At 59.4% G+C, this 25,457-nt stretch carries 14 protein-coding genes; 6 read left to right on the top strand and 8 right to left on the bottom strand.

The features are described from left to right. The first annotated feature begins 455 nt into the window (after positions 1 to 455). From J3U87_RS05370 to J3U87_RS05360, 3 genes are all read left to right on the top strand, one after another. Positions 456 to 1,301, top strand: coding sequence for a response regulator (locus J3U87_RS05370; protein WP_237382005.1), 846 nt, complete (start codon positions 456 to 458; stop codon positions 1,299 to 1,301). 1,028 nt (positions 1,302 to 2,329) lie between these two features. Beyond that, entirely contained in the window at positions 2,330 to 4,987 is a 2,658-nt protein-coding gene (locus J3U87_RS05365) for a response regulator (RefSeq protein WP_237382004.1), read from the top strand. A 261-nt stretch (positions 4,988 to 5,248) separates the two neighbouring features. Then, on the top strand, positions 5,249 to 6,526 hold the full coding sequence (locus J3U87_RS05360) for a glutamyl-tRNA reductase (protein ID WP_237382003.1): 1,278 nt from the start codon (positions 5,249 to 5,251) through the stop codon (positions 6,524 to 6,526). Between the two features lie 106 nt (positions 6,527 to 6,632). Here the strand turns inward: J3U87_RS05360 and J3U87_RS05355 are convergent, their stop codons facing one another. From J3U87_RS05355 to J3U87_RS05340, 4 genes are all read right to left on the bottom strand, one after another. After that, positions 6,633 to 8,189 carry a carotenoid oxygenase family protein gene (locus tag J3U87_RS05355; protein ID WP_237382002.1) on the bottom strand — a complete coding sequence of 519 codons (1,557 nt, stop codon included), beginning with the start codon at positions 8,187 to 8,189 and terminating at the stop codon, positions 6,633 to 6,635. A 45-nt stretch (positions 8,190 to 8,234) separates the two neighbouring features. Continuing rightward, positions 8,235 to 9,239 (bottom strand): tetratricopeptide repeat protein, encoded by a 1,005-nt coding sequence (locus tag J3U87_RS05350; RefSeq protein ID WP_237382001.1) that lies wholly within the window; start codon positions 9,237 to 9,239, stop codon positions 8,235 to 8,237. A 454-nt stretch (positions 9,240 to 9,693) separates the two neighbouring features. Next, entirely contained in the window at positions 9,694 to 10,362 is a 669-nt protein-coding gene (locus J3U87_RS05345) for a response regulator transcription factor (RefSeq protein ID WP_237382000.1), read from the bottom strand. Further along, positions 10,359 to 11,612, bottom strand: a complete 1,254-nt coding sequence (locus J3U87_RS05340) for a sensor histidine kinase (RefSeq protein WP_237381999.1) — start codon at positions 11,610 to 11,612, stop codon at positions 10,359 to 10,361. Before J3U87_RS05340 ends, J3U87_RS05345 begins: the two co-directional genes overlap by 4 nt. A 268-nt stretch (positions 11,613 to 11,880) precedes the next feature. Between J3U87_RS05340 and J3U87_RS05335 the strand changes: the two genes are divergently transcribed. The 3 genes from J3U87_RS05335 to J3U87_RS05325 all read left to right on the top strand — a co-directional run bounded on the left by J3U87_RS05335 (position 11,881) and on the right by J3U87_RS05325 (position 16,137). Next, a complete protein-coding gene (locus J3U87_RS05335) occupies positions 11,881 to 12,570 on the top strand; it encodes a hypothetical protein (RefSeq protein ID WP_237381998.1) in 690 nt (229 codons plus the stop codon). Positions 12,571 to 12,639: 69 nt separating this feature from the next. Beyond that, entirely contained in the window at positions 12,640 to 14,868 is a 2,229-nt protein-coding gene (locus tag J3U87_RS05330; protein ID WP_237381997.1) for a winged helix-turn-helix domain-containing protein, read from the top strand. 165 nt (positions 14,869 to 15,033) lie between these two features. Beyond that, positions 15,034 to 16,137: a TlpA family protein disulfide reductase gene (locus J3U87_RS05325; protein ID WP_237381996.1), complete on the top strand. Its 1,104-nt coding sequence runs from the start codon at positions 15,034 to 15,036 to the stop codon at positions 16,135 to 16,137. 233 nt (positions 16,138 to 16,370) lie between these two features. On the opposite strand, the gene J3U87_RS05320 is transcribed toward J3U87_RS05325, so the two are convergent. From J3U87_RS05320 to J3U87_RS05305, 4 genes are all read right to left on the bottom strand, one after another. Further along, entirely contained in the window at positions 16,371 to 19,520 is a 3,150-nt protein-coding gene (locus J3U87_RS05320; protein ID WP_237381995.1) for a CHAT domain-containing protein, read from the bottom strand. A 336-nt stretch (positions 19,521 to 19,856) separates the two neighbouring features. After that, complete coding sequence (locus J3U87_RS05315; RefSeq protein ID WP_237381994.1) at positions 19,857 to 20,855, bottom strand: hypothetical protein; 999 nt, start codon at positions 20,853 to 20,855, stop codon at positions 19,857 to 19,859. Positions 20,856 to 21,780: 925 nt separating this feature from the next. After that, a complete protein-coding gene (locus tag J3U87_RS05310; RefSeq protein ID WP_237381993.1) occupies positions 21,781 to 24,288 on the bottom strand; it encodes a serine/threonine-protein kinase in 2,508 nt (835 codons plus the stop codon). A 466-nt stretch (positions 24,289 to 24,754) separates the two neighbouring features. Beyond that, the gene (locus tag J3U87_RS05305) at positions 24,755 to 25,324 is read right to left on the bottom strand and encodes an ECF-type sigma factor (protein WP_237381992.1); all 570 of its coding nucleotides are present in this window, start codon (positions 25,322 to 25,324) and stop codon (positions 24,755 to 24,757) included. Positions 25,325 to 25,457: the final 133 nt, after the last annotated feature.

Raw genomic sequence — 25,457 nt, 5'->3', positions numbered from 1 at the left:
GCCGAAAAGCACGAGGCCGCAACCGAGCCGCGACCTTCGAAACTAAAGGAAATATGAACGGGGACCGAACTAAGGAAACTCGTAGTGCAGGTTGAACGCAAGCGTTACAACCCGTTTGCGAGAATCACAGCGAAATACTTGAAATGGCGTCAGCTATGGAGCAAAATACAGACAGCCTCAAACCATTTCACAACGCACGTGTCGATCAGAGGGCCCAAACCGACGGTCGTCGGGGCCCGGGAATGGGCGACAGGAATCAATGTTAACGACATTTTAACCTTTCCCCGATTAGAGTTATAATGAAACCAGTTTCATCGATACGGCGCGTGACGCGCCCGACCTTCAACACCACCCCCCAAGGCGCACAGAGTCAAGCAGAGACGGTACGTGACGGTTCATCCCCGCATATGGCGCATCAAATGAGGTAGGTCAATTTGGAAAGGAAGGGGACATCCATGCAGAACACCAAGGTGGCCGAAGAAAAGCTGTACATGTCGGAAGACGAGGACAACCGCCGTATTCTCATCGTCGATGACAATGCCGCGATCCACGAGGACTTCACCAAGATCCTGCCCAGTCAACCGGAAGAGCTGGATTCTTTCGACGACTTGGAGAAGGGTCTCTTCGGCGACATGGAAGATGCGGAGTTCACACAGCCCACACCGGATCCCGCGTACTACGAGTTGACGCACGCGTACCAGGGTGAAGAAGCCTACAAGCTGGTGGAAAAAGCGGAAGGCGACGACAAACCGTTCGCCCTCATTTTTATGGATGTCCGCATGCCGCCGGGATGGGACGGCATCGAGACCATCAAGCGCATTTGGGAGAAGTGGCCGCACATCGAGATGGTGATCTGTACCGCCTATTCCGATTATTCCTGGGAAAAAATCCTCCAGAAGGTGGGGACCACCGATCAGTTGATGTTCCTGCGCAAGCCGTTCGACGTGATTTCGGTCAAGCAGATGGCGTTGGCGCTCACCAAGAAGTGGAACCTGGGTCGCAAGGCTCGGCGATACGTCGAGGATTTGGAACGGGCCGTCGCCGATCGCACCCGTGAGTTGAACCAGAAGGTCGAAGAGCTTCAAAAGGCGATGGACGAGATCCAGGTCTTGCAGGGTATCCTGCCGATGTGCATGTACTGCAACAAGATTCGGGACGACGACAACTACTGGCAGCGCGTCGACGAGTATCTGCAGGGTCACACGGTGGCCAACGTCAGTCATAGCGTCTGCCCGCAGTGTTACGAATCGGCCATGTCCTCCATGCTGAAAGAGATCCAGGAAGAAGACGACGAGGACTGAGCCAGTCCACGGAAAGCACGAAGCTTGTCCACTAAAAGCACGAAGACCCTTGTCCACGAAAAGCACGAAAAAACACGAAAGGGAACCTCCCGGCCTTCCCTACTCAGTGAGCCGAACGCTTCTTCGATGGGTTTCAGGAAACGTTGCTCAAAAGGCCAACGGGTTCGGTTCCTGCGTGGCGACGCGTCACCTGCGGCATTTGATGACTTGTCCACGGATCACACAGATTCACACGAATTCGAACACGGTCATTCCGGCCGAGGTCGTTGCGTTGTTTTCACGGAACGGAACACGATCCCAAATGATTCAAAATGACAACAAAACCCGCATAAGCGGTTGCTATTTTCAGCCTTAAGCTCGGGTTCCTCTCAGGGTACCTGCCGTGTGGCACCCATGGCTCCTGTCGATCCGTGTCAGTCCGTGTGATTCGTGGGCAAACAGAAAATGTCGACCGCGATCCCCCGCGGGGAGGAACCGACCCTGCAGGGATCTGTTTTTTCGTGTCTTTTCGTGGTTTTAGTGGACAGGTTTTGGTGGACAGGTTTTAGTGGACAAAGTGGACCCCTTTCCCACACTCGAGCAATTCGTGGTTTTGGTGGACCCTTTGGGGCGCCCACGGAAGTTCATTAATTATCCTGACAAAGTCACTCTGTTCCCCAAAATAGTAGGTTTTCCGACAAAACCTTTCTCCAAAGCTTTTCCAGCAAGTGCTAGAATGTTCGACAAACCACGGAAGCCATTTGTATCGATGCCTGGAGTTTCGCCATCCGAGCGTCTCCATCCGAAATACCTTTTCCCGCGGCCGGCGGATCGAAAGGGCGTTTCGCGATCCCGGCCGTTTCATTTCCGCGAGAGAATTGATGCCGGAGGGAGGATCCCTCGGGTTTCTCAAGGTCTGCTCGGGACTGCCGTTGAAATAAATAAACCACTTTGATCTGCAGCCTTCCCGAGTGCACAGGGCGCATTACCTCGATCCCGATTTATCGATCATCGTTCAAGTCATAGAACACCGGAAGAGAGTGAGCCACATGACACCAGGGACCTTTAAAGATCATATTCTGGAAGCCTATCGCGATGGCCGCCGCAAGGAACTGGAAGACATCGTCCTCGGCGGCTTGGAGAGCTTCCGGGAGAGCGCCATCGAAGATCTCGAGACCCTCATGTTCGACGTCGACGCCAAGCTGCGCGATACCTTTTTCCAGTTGATGGTCAAAGACAACGGCGCCGACATGATTCCCCGTCTCATCAGCATCATCCGCAAAGAAAAAAATCCGCTCTACTTCAAAAACCACCTGCTCCACTTCTCCAACCTCCATCATCCGGAAGCCATCGACGCCTTGGAGGCACTGGAACAGGGACTGCCGACCGAAGCACGCATGCAGTGGCAGCGCTCCTTGGGAAAACTCAAGGCGAACTTCCGCGAATACAATTACATGCGCGAATTCAAGCGCGGTGGCTCCAATCCCAAACGCATCAAGCAGGCCGCCGAAATGATGATCAAGGCGCCTCATCCGGACTACATCCCCTTTCTCAACGAGATGTTGGCCGCGGACGATGCCGGCGTGGCCCGCGAAGCCGTTCGCGTCTTGCAGAAACTGGGCAACCAAAGCTCGTACGAGCCGCTGAGCCTGCTCTTCAGGAAACTGGCGGTCGACCGCATGCACGCCGACGTCTTTCTCGACATGCCGTTTTTCAAGGAGCACGTCGAACAATTCGACCTTTCCAAATTGATCGACGTGATCGATGTGGCGATCGACACCGGCTGGGACGAGGCAGATCGCATGGACCTGATGGATGAATACCTTTCGGGAAACCACGATGCCGCCATCGTCAACCTCCTGATTCCCTTCGGTTTCCGCGACGGCTCCCTCTACCAGAGAGCCAAGGAATCGCTGGAGGATTTGTGTAACGCCGACAAGAAACTCGACGATGTGGCGCGCGGCAAGCTGCGACAGGCGGTGCACACCCGAATCGAGCACCTCATCGAACGCCTGCACGAAATCGTGCTCGCCATGTCGCACATCAACCGGCAATCGGAGTCCGAGGCCTTCGTCAGCCAGCTCGAAGAGATGATGCCTCCCGATCTGCCCGAGCGCGAAACGCTGATCTTTTCCGCCCTCGCCGGTTTGAAGAGCCAAAGCGCCAAACAGCACCTTTTGGACTACATGAACTCCTCGCCCGCTGCCATGACCAAGGTGCTGGACGCACTCAACACGTTCGTCCTTGACGATGTTCCGGAGACCGTAATCGACCTGGCCGGCGACCCGAAAAATGGGCCGGTCCGTCAACGCGCCATCGAGCTGATCGCCAACAGCCCCAACGGGCCCGCGCATTTGCGCCCGCTCCTCGAACACGAGTCCGTAGTGGTCCGCGCCGATGCCGTCAAGGCGATCGCCGAGCATCAAGTCGAACCCTGCTACAAGGACCTGTTGGATCTGCTCCATTTGGACAACCAGGTCAGCTTCCTGTTGGTCATCCTCGAAGCGCTGGAATCGTTCGACGACGAGCGCACCGCCCAGGCCGTGCAACGCTTCATGACGATGCCACGACCCTTGAAAGTGCGCGCCCAAACCCTGCGGACCATCATCAAGGCCGGCGGCGCCAATCGTTACAGCATGATCACCGATGTCTTGAGGGATTATCCCGGTCGCCACTTTTCGGAGATGTTCGAAGCCTTCGTCGAGGAAATCCAGGAAGTCCCCCGCTCCAAGGACGTGTCGAGCTTCCTGGCCTTGCAAGACTTCTGGGAGCTTTGTCTCAACCACGATCAAGCCGCGGTACGCAAGGCCACGGTCAAGCTGCTGGACAAGGTCGCCTGGGAGGAGCACGGCATCGCCGAATGGGTCGCGATCTTCCAACAGGCCCTGCACACCCATACCGACGATCGCAACAAGGAAGAGCTGGAGCTGTTGCGTCGCAGCCTCTTGCGCATCAATGTCCGCCTCGAGGAGATCCACAAATCGGAAACCATGCGCCAGCGGTTCAACGAAATCCTCGAACGCCTTCAACAGGATTCCCAATTCGAGAAACTGCAGGCACTGCGCGAACTGGAACAGGCCTATCAGCGCGAGATGCTCGAGGACAATCCCGACGCCCTGCTCCCCCTGATCCTGGAACTGCGGGAGTTTCTGGATCGCCACGAGAACGCCCACAAGATGGAAATCCTGGCCATCAACGTGGCCGGCAAGATCGGGTTGCCCGCCTTGAAGGGCAAGATCGAATCGTACCTGAAACATCCCAACATGGCGGTGTCACAGGCGGCGCGGAACGCCCTGCAACTGCCGCTCAACGAGAAGCTGCGCGTCTCGCTGATCAAGAGCATCCTGGTGATGGATGACTCCCACTACATCACCGAACTGGTGGCCCGCATTCTCCAGACCAAGGGCTACCAGGTGGCCCAGGAGAACAAGCCGATGCTCGGCCTGCAGCGCCTGAGCAGCCACAAGTTCGATCTCCTGATCCTCGATTTGAAAATGCCCGAGCTCTCCGGCGCCGAGTTTTTGCAGAATGCGGTCCACCAGAAGGTGAAACCGCGATTCACCATGATCCTGACCGGCAACCGCAACCGCGAGGAGCTACTCGAGGTATCGCAATTCGGAGTCGACACGATCGTGCTCAAACCCTTCCACGCCAAGGACATCCTGGCCAGGGTCCGTGCCATCGAGGAAAAGTGGATGATGGGCTGAGCGGCCCGGTTCGCGAAGGCCTTCCCCAGCGATGCGTGGGGGCGCCATCCGTGGTCAGGGGTAATAACCGACACCGATGCCGCGGTGATAAAGTCGCGACATATCGGTACACCCCACCGATATGTCGGTGTTTCGCGAGAATACGCGGATCGAATCACTGCGCTACTTTCCTGTAACACCATACATTTCAGACGATTGCACATATGGTACCGGGCTTGCCTTCTATCGCTTCCATCATGACCTCATGAAGGAGCGACGACCGTGTATTACTCCATTTCCATCGATTACCATCTGGCCTCCCCTGCCGACCTGGGCCGGGTCGATCTCACCGAAGCGGAACTGGAGGCCTTTGCGGCGGAATTGCGCGATGCATTCGGCATCGTGGAACTGTTCTTCCTCAAGACCTGTAACCGCCGCGAGTTCTACCTGGTTTCCGATGGAGAACCCGTCGATCCCAACGGGTGGGTCCCCTTTTTCGAAGGCCGCTTTGCCGGTGAGGGTCGGGTGTTGGGGTTCCGGTTGCGCGAAGGCCAAAGCTGCGTGCGTCATCTGTTCGAGGTCGCCTCCTCCCTGGCTTCGTTGGCCTTGGGTGAACCGGAGATCGCCCATCAGATCAAGCAGCAGGTGGCCGCGGCCAGGAGCGCGGGCCTCGTGGGCAAGTATCTGGGCGCGCTGGTCGACGCCGCCGTTCGGGCGGGCAAGCGGGTCCGTGCCGAAACCCAGATCGGCCGCCAGGTGGTCTCTCCGCTGAGCTTGATCTACCGGCAGGTTCGCGGCGCCTTGGCCGCATTCGGCGGCAAGCGGATCGTATTCGTCGGAGCCGGTCCTTACATGCGCCGCCTGGTGCCTCACTTCGGCAGGGATCATCGCTTCGAAAAGATCTTCGTGAACCGCTCCCCTTCCGACATGGCGGCTCACTTCGGCGGGATGGCGATCGGGTTGGACGGGTTCCTCGCCAACCCTCCCGAGTTCGATGCACTGATTTCCGCGACCGGGTCCAACACCGTCTTGTTCGGCCGCGACTGGCTCGAACGAACCGGGCGCGGCAAGCGCCGGATTCTGTTCGATGCGGCCACCCCGCCCGACATCGATCCCAGCGCGGCGGACATCCCCGGAGTGTCGCTCCTACTGCCGGCCGGTCTCGAGGAGGCGCTGCGACGCAATTGGCGCGAGCGCCAATGCGAGATCCCCAAGGCCGAGCGCATCATCGAAGAGGAGCTGGCCCGTTTCGAGGCGCGCAAGCAGTCCCTGCAGATATCGCAGTGGGTCAGCGAGATCCAAGACTATTTCGCACGGGTCCCGCTCGACCTGGCCGGAAAGTACTTGGCCGAGGCATCCCATCCGGGCAGCGACGTCGTCTCGCGACAGGAGATGGAGAAGCTGTTGAGCCGCATCGGCAAGCGCTTGGCCGTCATTCCGATCCTGAGCATGCGCGGCATCGCCCGCAGCCACGGCACCGAGGGCGTGCGGGCGGCGATCGAAGCCATCGGCGACGGCAGCGCCTTGTTCAAGGACGCCTCCCTCACCAGGCTTGGATGAATCCAGTCGATGGACTTCCCGCATTCAGGTCATAGATGTGATTCAAGAAAAAATTTTCCCGAATCACACAGATGCACCACATCCGATGCCCGCCGGACACCTCCCATCACCCCACGAAGTTGCCGTGAAAGCCGAGTGGTAGGTGGGTGCCCAACCAGATGCGGGCGACACGTTCCAGGCTGGGCGCATCGCGAACGTCCAGGAAGTTCTCGTTCTTGCGGCCGTCGTAGCCCTGGGTGAGCAACCAACCGGCTTCGCTCTTCGCCCCACCGGCCTTGGGCACGTGCACCGATTCCTCGATGGTTTGATGGGCCTCGAAGGTAACCACTCGCTTTTTTCCGCGATGGAGATCGAACGCGTTGAGTCGATCGTGGCCCAGGGGATCTTGGCGATGCTCGCCGGCGCTGTAGAGGAAACGTACGTCTTCGGAGGCGCGACGCTCGTCGAAGCGCGGGAACTCCAACCACTCGTCCAACCGGTCGCGACGCACGAGGCGGCCCGCCCGGGGGTCCAGTCGGACGCGGGCCAGCCGGGTCGACGTGACCTCGGGCAACCGCTCCTTACTCGCGGCGTAGAGAAGACGAAGCACGCTGTCGTCGGGCGACAAAACGGAATCGAGCACGATGTGGCCCCCATCTTCGTAGGCGTTGCCGTTGTGGAAGACCACCGCCGTGGGCGCCTCGATCCAAACGGGATCACCGGTGCCGTCGCGCCGCAGGATCAGGTAGCGCAGCGGTTCCCTTTCGGCGAATCGGAGCGCGTCGGCCAGACTGGCTTCGCCCATGAAAAGACGTGAAAAATCGAAATAGACCGGCGGAACGGCGAACACCAGGTAATGACGGGTAAACGCCATGTCGTGGATCATGGCATAGCGCGACAACGGAACCCGATGCAGGGTCTCGAGCCGGCCGTCGCCCTTCATGCGAAAGACGCGCAGCTCCATCGGATCCCCTTGGTGAACGCCCCAGGCGAAACCCTCACCGGTGCCAAGGTCGAACTTGGGGTGCGCAGTGAAGCTGGTGTGGGACGGTAGCGTGCCGTGGAAGTGCCAAAACCCCTGGTATTCAAGTGTCACCGGATCCAGCGCCGTGGGCGGGCCGCCCTCGGACAGACCCAGCAACCGACCGTCGTAGCGGATGACGTTGACACTGGGCGAATTCTTGAAGCGCGGCGGCTCGTCGTCGGGATCGGCGGAGGCCGGCGCAAGGGTTCCGAACTCGTGGAACAGCATGCGTCCGGCTTGTTGCTCGGCGAGGTATTCGGGTGTGGCCAAATAGCGCGCGGTCACCTGGAGTCGGCCGCCTTCGAATCGAAAGGCGCTGAAGAAGGGATCGCCGTCGAAACGGTGCTTCAGGGTCACGCCGAATTTTTCGTCCTGGCCCGGCGCGACACGGTAGAACGTGCCGTTCAGGTCGCGCGGGATGGCGCCTTCGACGTGGGTCGGCTGCCATTTCCCCTGGCGGCCGGCCACCTGCCGGGCACGGCGACTGAGCCGCAAGGTAGAGGACGGTACAGGCAGGGCCGCTTCGAGGGAACGCGGGAGCAATCCCCAGGCCGCCAACCCCGAAGCCAGGGCCGCGAATTGGCGGCGATTCATGAGGGGCCCGATTCGCTTGGATCGGGGCGGTCGGTCGGGTTGGGTCGTCTCGTCGGTTTTGGACATGGTCGGCGTCTCCTTACTCATGGCGCTCGGCGCGTTTCCTTTCGATCAATTCGATTCCAGTTCGGCCAACTTCTCTTTGGCGGACCGGTGTTTGGGATCCAATTCCAACGCTTTTTCGTAAGCCGCCCGAGCCCGATCGCTGTCGCCTTCGATGTAGTGACCCCAACCGACCCAAACCCAGGCCGATGCAGAAGAAGGACCGCGCGCGTACTCAGGCTTCCGCTCCGCATAGCGCGTCATTTCCCGTACGCCTCGGGCCACATCCTGGCGGCCGGAAATCCGGGCGCTCGCCAGGCCGAAGAGCAGCCGCCAATCGTCGGGCTCCTCGGCGGTGCGCGGCCCGTAAACCGCGATGGCCTCGGCATGCCGTTCGTGCCGTCTCAAATAATCGCCGTAGCGTACGGCGAACGCGCTCGATTCAGGATCCAAGACCAACAACCGTTCCAGCAGCGGCTCCTGCTCTTTCGTCTTGTCCTCCTTGGCGAGAATCGCCAGTTGCACCAATATCGCGTGAGGTTCGCTGATCTTGGCCAACTTCTCCTGGATGTTCACCGCTTTGGCCTTGCTGCCACCGGCGATCGCGGGCGCCTCGAGGTAGAACATGGCCTTGTGGATCCAGGCTTCGCCTTCCGTCGGCTCCAAATCGATCGCGCGATCCAGGGACTTGAGATAGCGACCCGTGTTGGCCATGGCGAACATCGGCTCTTTGGAGATGCGCAGCAACAGCGCATTGGCATAGGCCAGGTGGGCCTGGGCGGTGTCGGGGGCCTGGGAGATCGCCTTCTTTCCGGTCGCGATCGCTTCCTTGGCGCGCTTCATCCGTGTATAGGCGCGGGTCTGCAGCGTCAGAACCCGACCGACAGTGTCCGGCTGGGCTTCCCATTTGTCGAGCAGGTCCAGGGCTCGATCGGGGTGCGTTTCCAAAAGAGTTTCGATGTGGGACCAGTCCGGACCGGTTTCCCCGGCAAAACTCGGCATGGACGTCCATGAAGAGATCAGCATCAACACCAAAATGAGTGTGGTAGCGGTAGTGAGTAGAGACCGGGCCATGTTGTTCCTCCAAAAAATGTGTCGGCCACCGAAGTGGTGGAACCTCTCGCTTGCGCCGCATTTCGGCGAAACCGGCAAGGGTCCCGAGCACACTCTTAAGCTTAGGCGCCGGGCTCGAAAAAGGCTTTAGGCTATCGGTCACCGCGAGGTCACGAATGACCCCATGACCAATGTCACGGTCGACCCATGACCGTCACCCGGCGGCATGTGGAACGCGGGCTGGTGGCCGCCCGGGAACGAAATCCTTTCCACCGCCCAGGCGGTCCGTCCGCAAGGGCTTGGTCACAGGTTTCAGGCCTCTGGTCTCTGGTCTCTGGTCTCTGGTCTATGGTCTCAGCAAGATACTTGTTCACAGGTAATTCGTTAACACCTGGATACCGATACCCGTTTGCAACGAGAGCCTGCCGGTCCCGAAGTTGACCTTCAAAAATACCCGCTTCCGGATGGGCGCGGACTAGGGATCTTGGATCAGGCCCAGCTCGCGCGCTTTGGTGACCGCGGCAAGGCGGCTGCCGACACCCAACTTGGCGAAGAGATTGGTGATGTGGTTTTTCACGGTGCCCTCGGCGATGAAGAGACGCGCGCCGATCTCCTTGTTGCCCACGCCTTTGGCCAGCTCGCGCAGGATCTCGTACTCGCGCTGGGACAGGGACACCTCGGCCTGGCGGTTTTCGCTTTCGGAGGATCCGGACCCCCGCGCCAACCGGTTGTACTCGGAAATGAGCTTGGTCGCCACCAGGGGATGCAGGGTGGACTCGCCCCGTGCCGCGGCGCGAACGGCCTCGAACAACTTGGCGGAATCGGCGTCCTTCAACAAATAGCCGATGGCGCCCGCGCGCAGACCGTCGAAGATGAATTCGTCATCGTCGAAGGTGGTCAGGATCAGTACCTTGGATTTGGGGCATTCCCTTTGAATGCGCCGGGTGGCGGCGACCCCGTTGATTTCGGGCATGCGCAGGTCCATCAGCACCACGTCCGGACCCAACTCGCGGGTGAGTTCGATCGCTTCGGCGCCGTTGGCGGCCTCACCGACGACCTCCATGTCTCCCTGCACGGAAAGCAGGGTCCGCAGGCCTTCTCGGAACAGCGGCTGATCGTCGGCAATGACAATGCGAATGGTCATGATGGCGTCTGCTCCTGCGCTGAAATGTCGCCCGCGCCTTCCGCGCGACCGGTCGGTATGACCACCTGGATGTGAAACCCCTGACCGGGCTCGGTCACGAAGGCGGCACGACCTCCGAGGATCTGGGCCCGTTCGCGGATGCCGGTCAGGCCGAATCCGCCCTGGAGGGCATCCGCACCGCGACCGTCATCCTCCAAATCGAAAGTGACCGCGTCCGCATCGAAGGTCAGACGCAGCACGACCCGCGAAGCCTCGGCATATTTTCGCATATTGGTCAGCCCTTCCTGAGCCGTGCGAAACAGAGTCTGCATCACCTTGGCGGTCAAGGGACGTTCCGCACCTTCGACATGAATCTCCACCGCGATGCCGTCTCGCTCGCAGGTTGTGGCCAGCTCCCGCAGCATCTGCCCCGGCTCCTTGCCCAACAGCGGATCCTCGCGCAAGGCGGCCACGGAGTGGCGCACCTCTTCGAGGCCCTGTTTGGCCATGGCCTGGATTTGGCCCAACATGGCCGAAGCGGTTTCGGGCTTTTGATCGAGGACCGCCTGGGCGGCCGCGGCCTGCATATGTACCGCGGTCAAATAGTGTCCCAAACTGTCGTGAATGTCTCGCGCGAGCCGGTTGCGCTCGCGCGTGGCGGCCAGTTCCTCGGCTTGGGCCGCATGGTTGCGCAGTTTCCGGTTGGCGGCTTCCAGTTCATTGGCCAAGATTTCTTTTTCGTTGCGCGCCGCGATTTCACGCACCGCGAGCTGGGCGAAAACCACGACGAAGACATAGGCGGGCAGGATCTCGAAAGTGAAGAGCCCGATCTTCTCGAAACCGACGCGGAAACCCAACGGCACCAGGAAACTGGCCATGACCAACAGACCACAGGCCAAGAGAACTGGCAGGCGCAACTTGTGGAAGCAGATATAGGACATCAGCGGCATCGTGATCAGCCATACCACCCCGGGATCGGTACCGGACATATCGATGAACACCACCGCGAAACTCAACAACACCTGAAAGGGAAAGATGACCGCGAACCCCATGCGCTCGCTTCCGATGAGCGCGAACAGGGGCGTGGAAAACTGGATGGAACCGAGCAGAAGAAAGCCCAGCAGGCCCATCAACAGGAACTGCGACAGGCTGAGATCGTTCTCCATGTAGCTGGACACGTACACGGCCACATACACGGAAATCAGGGCCCAGAACGCGGCGCGGTTCATAAAGGGCGAAAGCGGGCGATGCTCGAACGAAGGGTCGACCAAGGGAGTCTCTCGTCAGGGGGAATGGATATGGTGGTTCGCGCCTCATCATACCCGCAATGCTTTTGGCGAGGTAGCCGCAAATCGATGGAGCCATCGCGACAGGGTCCCGATTCCGCCATACGCGGAACCCCTGGACCACCGCCAAGCGAACGAGGCGGCGAAGAAAACGGCGGTGGTCTCCGAGGGAAAGGACCTTTGGGGCAACTTTCCCGACCGTCTTCACCGAATACGTGATTATGCTTCATGCAACCCAACATCGGAGGACATCATGAATCGATGCTGCTTGGTTCTCGGATTGAGGTGGATGATCGTCCTTGCGGGATCATTGACCTTTCTCGTCGGCCAAAACGGTGCACCGGCACCGAAACGCGTGGTGGAAGGCCGCGTACTCACATCGGAAACACTGCCCGCACTGCGCATGGCGGTGGCCGACGGATTCACCTACGTGGGCTCGTTCTCCTTCACCCTGAAGGGCATCGCGTTCGGGACACGGTACGTGTTTGTGGAGGCCGATCGAAACCGCCACGTCAAGCGACTGGTCATCGCCCAATTCGAGGGGTTCCTGCCCGGCAACGACCATCGATACAACTACGACCTTTCCTCGGCCGAACCCATGGCCGGCTACCGCTTCCGCGGCAACCCCTACGCCTTCAGCAACCACTACGAAGCGACCCACAATCCCAAAAACGAAGCCGCGCTCACCGTGCGCTTCCTGCGGGAAAAGGGGTACACTTTCGACGACATCTGGCGCATGTACCGCTGGTTGACCGTTCCCGACGCGGCCAAACGCCACGAGCTGATCCTCTTCTACGTGGAGCCGGAACCCGATGCGGCGAAGACCATCGCGGATTTCTATGGATCCGACGATCGAGAAACGCCCTACTGGAAGGGCTTTATCGGGGGCCTGGAAAAACGGGCCCGCAAGGCCTGGACGCTTTCCACGCTGGATGCCCGGTGACGCGCTCGCGGGATTGGCCGCCAGGCCGGTAACCGACCCGGAACGGCGCCTGGCAGATCGGGAGGGAGCATGACGCGCTACAGTTTCGATGCATTCGTTTTCGACACCGACACATGGTGTTTGTCCAAAGATGACGAAACCCATGACCTGCGGCCGAAAACCGCGGCCGTGCTCGCTTATTTGCTGGACAACCACCATCGCATCTGCACCAAGGACGAAATCATGGCAGCGGTGTGGGGCGACGTGGTCGTCAGCGAGAACACCCTCATGCAAGGGATTCAAGAGCTGCGGAAATTGCTGGGAGACAACGCGAGAAATCCCGACTTCGTCAAGACCTGGCCAAGACGGGGCTATCAATGGATCTTTCACCCGGTTATGCTGGATCCGGATCCCCGCGAGCCCTCCTCGACGCCTGGACCCACACCAGACCCGCCGGTGCCACCCGTCGAAAGCGATCGACCGCGCAGGCGGTGGCTGGGCCCGGCCCTTGTCGGCGTGGCGGTCCTGCTCCTGCCGGTCTTCTTCCTTTCACCCGCCCGTCACCCGTCGACCGCCCCGAGTCCACCGCCAGGCTCTGCCACGCTGGCCCTGTCGCCTTTTGTCAACGAGACCGGTGATCCCTCATTGGACTGGATCGAACAGGGCCTGCCGGACCTGCTCGCCGACGAGCTGAGCCGCAACGGCCTTCCCGTGGTACACCTCAGGAATCGTCAACCGGCGTCCTTCCTCGAAACGGAACCGCTCGACCGGCTGTCGGCGCGTCTCGAATCATCCCAGGGGGCCTATGTGATCCACTGGCAACGATCGTACGATGGGACCCAGGTCCAGCAGTACCGCAGCAACCTGGATCGACCGCTCGATGCGGTAGCCGAGATCGTCAAGCGGTTGCACCTTCCGACAGGTCATCGGGGATCGCAGGTACCGCGCGCGGAGACGGCCTACGCCGACGGCATTCGGGCGCTGGCCACCTCCGGAGCCGCGACGGCACGGGTCCATTTCGAGCGTGCCTCGACAGCGGATCCGCATTTCGTGCGGGCCAAGATCATGCTGGCATTCTGTATGGACATCCTGGGCGATATCGAAGGCAGCCGCACCTCACTTCGAAAGGCGCTGCCCCTGGCTTCAGAAGATCCCCTGGCGCGCCTCGCCATTCATCGCAACCTGGGCCTCATCGCGTTGAATCAAATGGAGTTGCACGCGGCTACCCAACACCTGTCACACGCTCGGGACGAGGCTGAAGCGTTGGGGATCCGGGCGCCGGAGACGGTCAAACAACTCGCCATGGCACGCTTCCTCGCCGGCGAGCGGCAATTGTCCCCGACGGTCGACCCCGACGAAACCGTCGAAGCTCTCATGGATGTCACCCAGAGCCGCCTGCGTATTTCCTCGCTGTTGGGGCTGCCCGGTGAAACGCGACACCTGAATGCCGAACTGGCCTGGTACCGCGAATTGGGCGATCGCCACAACGAGGCGGTCACCCTCCTTCAATTGGCCAATCGAGACGACATCAGCCTGGCCGAAAAACGGCGCCTTCTGAACGGGGCGCTCGATCTCTTTGCCGAGGTCGGTTACCGAAAAGGGACGGCCCGCACCCTGACCGACTTGGGTTACCTTTGTCTTCTTCAAGGGCAAACCCAAATGGCCGGCGAGCACCTGGACCACGCAACCGCACTGTATCGAAACCTGGGCGACCCGCTCGGTGAGGCGAAAGCCTTGTTCTACCTGGGCCTCAACACGCTTTTGGGCCATCTGCACGGCGACTACGACGGCCTCCACCTGGCCCATCGCCGTCTTTCGGAGTCGCTGGCGATCTATCGACGTCACCGGTTGGAGATTCGCCTGGTCACGGTCAACCACATCGGGCTGGGGATGATCGAGCGAGAACGCCGACAACCCGACGAGGCCGAGCACCGATTCGAGCGAGCCCTCCAATTGGGAACGGACCTGGATGTTCCCGAGGACCGTTGGATGGCCCTCATCTGCCTGATGGTGCTGGATATGGATCGCGGGGATTACGAACTGGCCCTGACCAGGAGAGAAACGACCACCCCTGCCCCCGCCCTCCACCACGTGTACCGGGCTCGCTGCTTCTACCAGCTCGGCCAATTCGAAAAAGCGATGGAACAGTTGGCGTTCGCCCGCTCGATCGAGGGCGACCGCTGGCGTCCCGCCGAGGAGAATTTTTGGTACGCCTGCGAAGAAGCCCTGAAGACGGGTCGAGCGCAGGAACTCCAACCTCTGAAACATCCGCTGCTGGTGTACCTGGAAACCCGCAACCGTCAAGTCCTCAGTCAATAGTGGGTATCTGCCCGACCTCCGCAAACGGCGAAAAACCTCGGGTGAGGGCCATTCATCCTCGAATTTCAGATCTTTTTTGGATGGATCAAAGGACTTTTCAGCCAAAAAACGGGAATCTCCCAAGCCAAGAGCGCACTGGCGCCAAACTGGTTCCGGGAGGATTTCTTGACACTTTTTCTCACTGTTCTCATCGCGGTCGGCCATCTCGCCGGGCCCCATTCAGACCCACCGGGGAGCGATGCCAAGACACACATTCGCCGTTGTATCGAAACCATGATGGCGGTATCGACCCTGACGTACGATTACCGCTATTACGGCACCGGCGTCATGGCCCAACAGGTCCCGCCCCAGGAAGGCGTCGTCCTCATTCGGCCCACCAAAAAGGGGCAGCCCGGCCAGTACACGACGGCCTGGCTCAAGTCCGGCGATCGCGAATTGATGGTCAAGGATCAACGAGTGTTCCGGTATGACCACGCGGCCAAGGTAGTGTTCCACAACCCGCTCCATCGCGTCGGCATGCCCAACGACGATCGTCGAAAGTTCCTGGCATATGAGGGCTTGGCCTATTTGGCGTCGAGTCCCTCCCCGCGAATCGTGACCGCCGACAATCCCGGCGACACCACGATCGAGATCGAGTTGGCGAACGGCGCCCTGGCGCGCGCCACCGTGAACGACCGTGGCTTTCTGCGCAAGTTGGCCATGACCTTTCCGGACTGGGGCGGTTGGTCCAAGGCCAGTATGGTGCTCGAGATCAACAACATCCGCATCGATGAGCACTGTGCTCGCGAGGGCCGACCCTTTCCCGTGGACTTCGAAGTCAAACCTTATTCGGGGAACTTCCCGCAAGTGGGGAAACCGGCGCCAACCTGGGATTTGGCGGCCCCGAACGGTGATCGAGTCTCACTCGAAGACCTTCGTGGGCATTGGGTGGTCATGGACTTCTGGGCGGAGTGGTGTCCGCCCTGTCTGAAAGGCATTCCGGCGATCGAAAAGCTCCACCAACGCTATCGCAAAAAGGGCGTGAAGTTCTTCGGCGTGACGTGGAAGGAGCAGGGCAACGCGGCGGCCATCCTGCGAAAACGCGGCGGCACCTATCCCATCCTCGTGGGTGATCCCATCGCCGAAGCCTACCGTCTCGAGGAAAGCGGGCTGCCCGTCATCTACCTCATCTCACCGGAAGGACAGTTGGTGGATTTCATCAGGGATCCCCGTGGCGCCGAGGACATTCTGCCCGACTTGTTGTCCGAATTGCTCGAAAAGGACCGGTGACCGGGCAACCCCGGCGGGTGAACCGGGAGGCCGGATCCCGGCCTTCCCGATGATCGGGCGATGGGGCCCAGCCAGAAACGGGGTTCTCCCGAATGAGTTCCTCGGAACCGACGGGATGCCCAACGGCAGGTCCCGCCCTTTCGTTGCTGGATGAGCACCGGCGAGCACCCGCCCCTCACTCCATCGGGCACCTCGACACGGGCTGCCGGCATCAGCTCGAAACCAGGCCTCGGTCAATCCCAGGGGCCGATCAATTGGAAACCGGCCCAATAATAAGGATGGGAAGCGTCTAACTTCTTGCCAGGAAGGAAACGGTCGAGCCAGCCGTCGGCCTGAACCGTGATCGGAAAACGGATCAGGTCGATTTGGGCCTTTTGCAGCGCGGTGGTCTTGTCATCGCCGCCTTTGAGATAGCCGTAGAACCGGTCCATGATGACGGCCGCCGTGATGTCGTGCACGTTCCAGTAGGAGGCGATCATCGAACGCGCCCCGGCGAATTGAAAGGCGTGGGTCAACCCGATCAATCCCTCGCCGCCGGCTTCCTTGCCCAGCCCGGTCTGGCAGGCGGAAAGCACCACCAGATCGGCGTCCAACCGCATGCGCTCGATGATCTCCCAGGCATGGAGGATCCCGTTCTCCTCGCCTTCCTTGAAATCTCGATTGATGGTCAGCACCAGACCGGAGTCCAGGGCACGTTCGTCGTTGGTGAAGGCATGCGCGGCAATGTGGAGGATATCGACCTCGCTGCCAATCGCCTTGAGGTTGTCCTCGGTAGCCTCCTGCCGCAAATAGGTGTGCACCTTGTCGCCGTAGAGAGCCGCAATGCGATGAACTTCCTGGGCCGTCTGCGGCAGCCGTGGCCAGGAGCCGCTTCGCTCCATTTGAGAGCGGACGATTGGATCCACTTGCAGGGCCGCCGGCGCCGATGTCGGAATCCGATCGGGGGCCGGGCCGCGCTCGGCCCCGGAGTGAAGCTCGACGGAAACCGACTCGGAATTCGGGTCTTCATCTGGATAAACCGGATCGCCCATGGCCACGATGTGCGCATGGGCCTTTCTTGGCCGCTGCTTCAGTTCGGCGTGGACCGTGGCGGAAACCACAGTGGACAAGGGCTTTTTTTCGATCAGGTATTGCTGGGAGGCCTTGTCGAAGAGCACCGCAAAGGGGAGTTTTTGGAGGGGACCGTCCGGCACGACCACGAGCCGGTCGACGGATTCGGCATCCGCCATCACGGGCCCGACGAGCAGCTCGAAAAGCGGCCCGCATTCGGCGCGAAGCATGCGGATCGCCACCGGGGTCGTCCCGAGTTCGGCGTCCCGCTGCAGTGCTTGAAGCACCCGATGCACCTTCTCCTGCAGGTAGGTTTCGCCCTTTGGGATCGTGAAGACCTGGAGCGGCGCCTGCCTGCGTACCGCAAACAAGACCGTCCGATCCTCGAGCACACCGTAGGAGAGCATCAAGGTCGCGGGATCGAGAGATTGCTGCACCTGCTTCAGCGATCGCGGCGTGGACGGTGCCGCTCGCGGAAATCGCTGCCGTATTTGGGCGAGAACGGCATCGTACTCGCCGCGGATATCGAACAGCCTGACGCGCAGTTCATCGACCCTGGCATGATCCGCCCCGAGTTTCGCCAGTTCCGCTTTGGTTTTTTGGTAGCGAAAGCCCACCTGGTTTCGAGCTTCGATCAGTTCGGCCGGGATGTCCCGTACCGACACACCGAACTCGCGCTCGGCCATCATTTCGAGAACGGTCTGGGCACGATAGCGTTCCAAAAGGTCAAAAGCGGCTTGCTGCCGTCCCTGATCGATCAGCAGCGCCAACAGGTTCTTGTAATGCGCCTGATGGTTGCCGCGATATCGAGCCCTGACCTCCACGGTGCCCCCGAGATGGGCCATCTGGTCTTCGAAAGACTCGATCGCACGGCGATACCGGTCCATCGCCAGCTCGGGTTTTCCCCGCTTCAAAGCCACATTGCCCAGGCGATGGAGCGTCATCGCCAAGACGGTACTGCCCGGCACCAGCACTTCGCGGATGCTCAAGGCGCGTAGGTAATGGTCCTCCGCCTCTTCCCACTGCCCGCGCTCGACCGCAAGCCCGCCCAGGTTGGAAAAGTTGGATGCCAGATCGAGGCTGTTCGGCGCCAGTTTTTCCTGAATGGCGATCGCCCTCCGATGGTACCGCTCCGCTTCTTCCCACTCGCCTCGTTCTGCCTGCAATTCACCGATGTTGTTCAGAATGACGGCCACATCGAGGCTGTCGGGCGCCAACTTCTCCTGAATTTCCAACCCCTGCCGGTAGTAGTCCACGGCCTTTTTTTTGTCTCCCTGTCTCAGGGCGACGATTCCCAAGTTGTTCAGGGTGGCCGTTATTTTGGGTGCGTCTGAATATCCTTTCCGATAAATGGTCAGGGCTCGCAGGTAAAAGCGTTCCGCCTTTTTCCATTCCTGTCGTTCCAATGCCAAGACACCCAGGTTGTTGAGGATGGCGGCCAATTCGATGCTCTCCGGGGCCAACGCTTCCTGGTTCTTCGAGGCCTGCAGGAAGAAGCGTTCGGCCTCTACCCAGGCGCCTTGTTTCCAGGCGACGCCACCCAGAGCGTTCAGGCTGTTCGTGAGCTCGACGGTCCCCGGGGCCAACTTTCGTTTGATTTCCAGGTCTTGACCGAAAAATTGTTTGGCCTTCGCCAGTTCGCCACGCTTCCACGCCAAGATCCCTAATTTTCTCAAGAAGTGCGCCTTCAAGAGTTCGTCCCGATGCCGGCGCTCCAGCTCCTCCAAAGCCGCTCGAAAATGTTTCTCGGCTTGGTCCCACCGGCTACGGTCCTCCTCCATCCAACCCGCTTCGTAGCGAACGAGGAAGGCATGGGGGTGATCCTTGCCCAGTGCATCGAGCGCACTTCGATAGGCCGCTTCGGCTTCCTCCCACTCTTGCAGGCCCGCCCGTGTTTGGCCCGCACGATAGGCGAACCAGGCGCGCTGGGGAAGCCGCGACCAGAGACGCAACCCGGCCTGGGTTTGTCCCTCGTCGACCAATCGCTTTCCTTCGAGGTAGGTCGATTCCGCGGCGGCGCTCAGATGCGGCCGAACACTTGCCATCCACACCCCCCTGGGGATGCGGAACACTTGTTCGACACCGTCCCGGGCGCCGAAGAGTTGCACGTCTCCGCGCGGCGACTGGGCCCGTTCCATCAGCTCCCAATCGAAGGGCGATGCAAAGGTGCCGCTTGCGCCCTGGGGGTTGGCGGGCGGGTTGGGCAACCGTTCCCACCGAAAAAACACGTCGCCGGGCCGAACACCAACCCGCCGCAATACGGAATCTTTCAGGAGGCTTTCGATGACCACCCCGGGTCGTTCAGGCTCTTCGGCCTGCGGGGCAAGGGCCATGCAACACCAAGATACCGCCAGGAGCATACTCGCCAAAAGGATTCGAGCAGGAACATGCTTCATCTGGCCCCCCTGGCTGCAAGCGAATGTCGAGAGGTAACCTCGCGCACCAGGCAGAACATACTATAAAACCGAACAAATCGCAGCACCCCCCCTCTAAACGTGACAAAATCCCGGTGGAGGGCAAGGAAACCCTCCACCGGGAATTAGGGATGCCGTTGTGGCCGCGATTTCTTTCACGGCACGGGTCATACAAAAGGACCCGATCGTGGAGGCACCCTGCCTCCAATAGGTCAAAACGGAACGAACAGCAGGGTCACATGAAGACCCGTTCGATTACAGGCCCCGCAGGTCGGCCAGAATGCTATCGTAATTGGGGCCTTTGACGTTGGCACGATACTCGGTACGCAACTGATCGCGATAATTCAGGGCGAGGCGATAGTACAGTTGACCATAAACGGTGTATTGGTACACTTTGGTGCGGCCACCGAAGAGATCGTAAACGAGTGCTCGGGGGCAATTACCCCACTTTTCTTGGACATCGAGGATGCCCGCAACGGTTTCCGGCTCGGCGTCGGCATTTTTGTAAATCTGGCAACCGATGGTGCTTCCACCGGTGTGCTGCAGGTAGACCCTGGAATTGATGTGGCTATCGGCGGCGGAACCCAAGGCGCTCAGCTTGTCGGCTAAATTCTGACCTTCCGAGCGAACGAACGCTTCCGTGGTCAGCCCCAAGTGCTCTTTTTCCACCAAAATCGCCAGACGCAGAGATGTCGCGAAGGCCAAGTGCCCCGTCAACATTTTTGCATCGGGGTGGTAGGACGTATTGAAAACCTGGTGATTGACGAGGTTTCTGGCTTCAGTATCGATCAGGGCGAGCAGAATGGTGTCCGGGGTGGAATTCAAGCTGGCGTGATACTGTTTGATGCCCGTTTCGAGAGAGGCCAGATCGGCGATCATGTCGTACTTGACCATATTGACCAATTCCTGGTTCATGATCGCTTGAATTTTGTCCAAACTCTCTTGGGTGAGATTGACATAACTGGGACCGTCGGAACCGAAGATCAACTCCTTCAGAAAAGATCCGATTTCTCCCAAGAGATAATCTTCCAAGCTGTCGGTGATACAGTCGGTGACCGTATCCATGTCCCAATCGTCGAAGTCGCAGGCATCGCCCTTGAATCTAGTTTGATCGTCGTAGGAGGTTTCCAAATAGTCAATCTGGGTTAGATACTCTTTCAAGGTAAGGTCTTCGCGGTAAGGGGGCTGGGACGCCATGGCGAATCCGCAGGTCATAAGGGCCATCAGTAGAGCGAGCATGAGATTTTTTTTCATTTTTTCCTCGTGGTATTTCTTTAATGTAGTGAAATAGTTTAGTATCTGAATCATGCGATTCTCGCGAGCTGGTGACGGTTGGTCATCCTCAAACCAACACCATGGGCATCAACGACCCAACAAATGCCAGACCCACTATTAAATGCACCTAGGACGTGCCAGCGATCATGTTTAGCTAACTATGTCGCTTCAATATTTCGCCGCGATGGGGTGCTCGAATCACACACTATGGATGTGTAGATGAACAAACCATGGAGCACCGCTATCACAACTGTCGTGTTTCAGTGCTCCCTGTCCGTTCATGGGTTCAAGCCAGAATGTTGCGAGTAGGGGGTCAAAAAAAAGAAAAAAATTTGTCCATTCCGCATTACATGCAGGCTCAGGCCGCGGCAACACTCATTTTTGTCATTACATCAGGGGGCAGGAAAATCGGGTTCGAAGGCGAGGCCCAGCGACGACGAAGGTCCATTTCCCCCGACGGCTCAGACGTGAACCAAAACGGTGGTTTTACATCCCAGCCCGGGGTTACCTCGGATTTCTACCACGGAGCCGCGAACCAGCGGGCATACCCAGCTCGATTTCGAGAAAGAAACAGACCACCTGGTTTCTCGGATGGGGCCATGGGTCGTTCATCCGATAAATTTAGCAGGTACCCATGAACATCGGAAACCAGGAAAGGATCTGCATTGGGTGGCATACCATGGCCATGCTTTTCCTGGCTTCGAATTTTCCTGGCTTCCAGATATTGATTTGACGACGGCAAGGCCCATCTCAGGTTGAACGCACCACTTTGTTTCAAGAGATCGCAGAGGAAACGGAGCCACATCATCCCAATCGTAAACTATTCAATTTTATATGTTTACATTTTTCAAACCATAATTCTCCTGAAGTTCTCGCGCCTCCTGTAGATCGCCTCTCGAAGCCCTTATTTGGCTTCGGAGCGCCGTGCAACGCGGCAATCGTCGAGCAATCGGCGATACATCCTGGTTTCCCGGTGATCTTTTCCCAAATCCGCCGCGGCGAGGGTCCATACCTCCAAATACACCCGTTCGGCTTCAACCAGGCGGCCCATGGCCTGAAGCGCCTCGCCCAAAGTGGCCCGTGTCTTCATGGTGGACCGATCGGATTCGCCGAACAGGGCGACCCGCTGTTGCCAGGTGTCCAACAAGATCGGCTCCGCCTCCTCGGGCTTCCCGGCCTGCACCAGGGCGTTGCCGAGACCGTGGTAAAGCCTGAGCAAGACGCGCGGATCGGCCGATTGGGGTGAAATGCCGATGAGGCTGGTTCGCAGCAGGTCCGCGGCTTCGACCGGGGAGCGGAATTTGGCCAGGGACGCGGCGTAGTTGTTCAATGTCGAAAGCGTCTCGGGGTGATGGACACCCAGGAGCCGACGCCGCTCCTCGTAGGTTTCGCGACCCGTGCGCACGGCCGCCTCGTAGTTTCCCTGCTTGTGGTACACGTGCGCCAAATTGTGTTTCACGTTGGTCAGGTCGATCGGGTGAATGTCGGGGAGGTCGGCATAGACCGCCAGAATCTTCAGAAACACCTTTTCGGCCTTCTTCAACAGGTTCAGTTCGACCAGGTGATCGCCGTAGTTGTTCAGTGTGACCAAAAGCCGGTTGCTGCCGTGGTCGAGATGGCCGCGCGCATAGGTCAACGCCTTTTGAAAGTTGGCTTCCGCCTCCTCGGTTTTCCCCAACGCGGCCAGCGGCATGGCCAACCCACCCCGTAGTTGCGCGGTCAAGGCATGGTCCTCGCCGTACTGGGCGACGGTCAGCGCCAGCGCTTTGCTGAACAACTCGGTGGATTTCTCTCGGTCACCCTGTAGGTAATAGGTATAGGCCGCTTTCTGCAACACCTCGAGACTGCGTTTGTCGGTCTCGCCCAAAAGGGTTTCGTAGGTGCCCAGGGCATGGCTGAAATGGTGCCTCGCCAGATCGTGCTTGCCGAGCTCCAGGTAGAGTTGGCCCAGCAGTTTGTGCAGTTCCGCCTCGTGTTCGGGACGCTCCGAGAAGTTGGTGGTCGCCACTTGGGCGGCGGCCCGATCGATCAAATCGCGAACCTTCATGTTCGGGCCTTCTCGATAGGGGCTGGCCCAGGAGAAGATGTTCAACATGAACTCGTGCACGCCTTGCATCTCGGCCTCGGCCGCACGGGTTTCGATCAGGGCGGCCCGGGTCTGGACCAAATGGAAGGTCAGAAACAAGGGCACGGCGAGCAGGACCGCGACCAGGCCCTTGTGATTGCCCAACCACTTCAATCGTGGGTACCAGATCTGATCGGGCGCCGCCGAAACCGGCTCCTGTTGTCGATACCGCCGCAAATCCTGCGCGAACGCCGCACAGCCGTCGTAGCGCTTATCTGGGTCTTTGGCCAAGGCACGCTGAAGGATCCAACTCAATTCGCATTTGACGACATGGGCCAACTTCTTCGGCGTGGTGGCCCGAGCCCGGGCGGCATCCTCGAAGCGATGGGGATCTTCGGCGATGAGTTCCGAGGGAACGGGCAGCTCCCCATTTTGGATCACCGCCCGTTTTTCCGCCAAGGTCGCACATGCCTTCAACTGGCGCGCGAAAGGCGTTTCTCCCAACAGCAGTTCGAACAGCAAGACCCCGGCGGAGTATATGTCGCTGGCGATCGAAAGTTCGTCCATCCGCAAACTCGCCTGCTCGGGACTCATGTAGGCCGGGGTCCCGAGCGCGGCCGCTTCTTCCTCGCGGTCCCCTCTCCCGGCTTTGGCGATTCCGAAATCGATGATCTTGGGAACCGCCCGACCTTCCGTTTCCAACACCAGCACGTTGGACGGCTTGATGTCGCAATGGATCACCGGCTTGTGATGGGCGTGTTGCAGACCGCCGAGAAAGTCAAGGAACAGGTCTACCCGGGCCCGGATGCCCAATCGGTGGCGATCGGCATAGGCGGTGATGGACTCACATTCCAACAGCTCCATGACCAGGTAGGGCTGGCCTTCGAAAATGCCCGCGTCGTGAACCGTGGCGATGTTGGGATGGTTCATCGAGCCCAGGGCCCGTTGTTCTCGTTGGAAGTTCAGGCGGAAGCTCTCCCATTCCAAGAGGTGGGGCGGGAGCACCTTGATCGCGACCTGCCGATCGATGGACGGTTGTTCGGCCCGGTACACCACGCCCATTCCCCCCTGGCCCAGAACCTCGGACAACCGGTATTCGCCGATCTGGTCGATATCCATCGAGTGATTCCAAATCGTGCGCGACATTTCCAACAAGGAGGTCAGGACGGGTTCGTGCTGCTCGTCTTGTCGCCAGAGCTCCGCCAACTCCCGGCGGAGGTCGGCACTGACACCGCGCGCATCCAGAAAATCCGCGCGGGCCTCGGGTTCCAAGTCGAGGCCTTCGATAAAGAGGTCTTCCAACAGTTCCCAAGAATCGTCCCGCTTCCTAAATTCCGCTTCAGACACGTGCGCTCCCATCGGTGAGGACCTCGGCCGGGATGTGCGGCGAGGGACCGGGGCCATCGACGCGAGAACCGCAGACCCTCATCCCAAGATTCGGCTCGGCCGGGTTTTCTTTATTTTACCCGAGCCGATCCTGCCGTTTGCGATCATCCCGAGCCCAATTCCGGAACGTTCCTTCGAGAAAAAGGCGAGACCTCGGCATTTTTTTGATCCCGTTTCCGCGAGGAGCTGGCTTGGGACAATGACAGTCTAGTTATCCGATCTCTCAACCACGGCGAAGCCACCACGAGGAGTATGCTTTGCGGCCTCAACCTAAAACCATCATCCCTTCGAATTGGAACGAAGCGGAACTCGAATCCTATCTGCAACTTGCGGGGGCATCATTCAAAAAAAGAATCTGCCGATGCAAACCCCCGCATGGTCTGGAAGCCGAGGAAGCGAAATGTTCCGAACGCGAGCGGGGCGAGGGTCAATTTTCCAAATAGCGACCCAGCCAGGCCTTGGCCAATTTCATGCGACGCTTGACGGTGGCCTGCGACACCTCCAACATGCGACCGATTTCTTCCAGGGTACAACCACAGAAAAAATGGAGCTCCACGATCAAGGCCGCTTCGCGATTCTTCTTGGCCAGGGCGTCGAGGGCTTCGTCCAAACCGCGCAAGTCCTCTTCCGATTTCTCGCCGACGATCTGCAGGTCCACGGGCACCCACTGAATCTGGCCCGCACCGCGCTTTTGGGTCCCGCGTCTGACGGCATGGGTGATCAAGATGTTGCGCATGGCCTTACCGGCCACCGCGAAAAAGTGGACCCGGTCGTTCCAATCGCTTTTTTGGCGCGAGAACAACTTGCAGTATGCCTCGTTGACCAAATCCATGGTCGAGAAGGTGTGATCGGCGCGCTCACCGCGAAGGTGCTTGCGGGCCATGGCCTGGAGTTGATGGAACACCATCGGTAGAAGAACATCCAAGGCATCGTCGTCACCCTTTTTCCATTCCTGCAACAAATGCGTGATCTGGGATTCGGTTTCGCTCGGTTCCATACGCGTCCTCTCCAAAATTCAAGCATAACCCCTCTCGAATGACACGGGTCAGTTTTTTTTCACCTCGATTGACCCATTTTCGCAAACCGGCCTGATGAATAGAGTGTGAGCTGGGAACGCGGTACAGGAACAT

It is taken from the genome of Sulfidibacter corallicola, assembly GCF_017498545.1.
In the GTDB taxonomy this organism is placed as follows: Bacteria; Acidobacteriota; Holophagae; order Acanthopleuribacterales; family Acanthopleuribacteraceae; genus Sulfidibacter; species Sulfidibacter corallicola.
The sequence above is the reverse complement of the archived record's forward strand: the minus strand, read 5'-3'. Positions and strand labels throughout refer to the sequence as shown.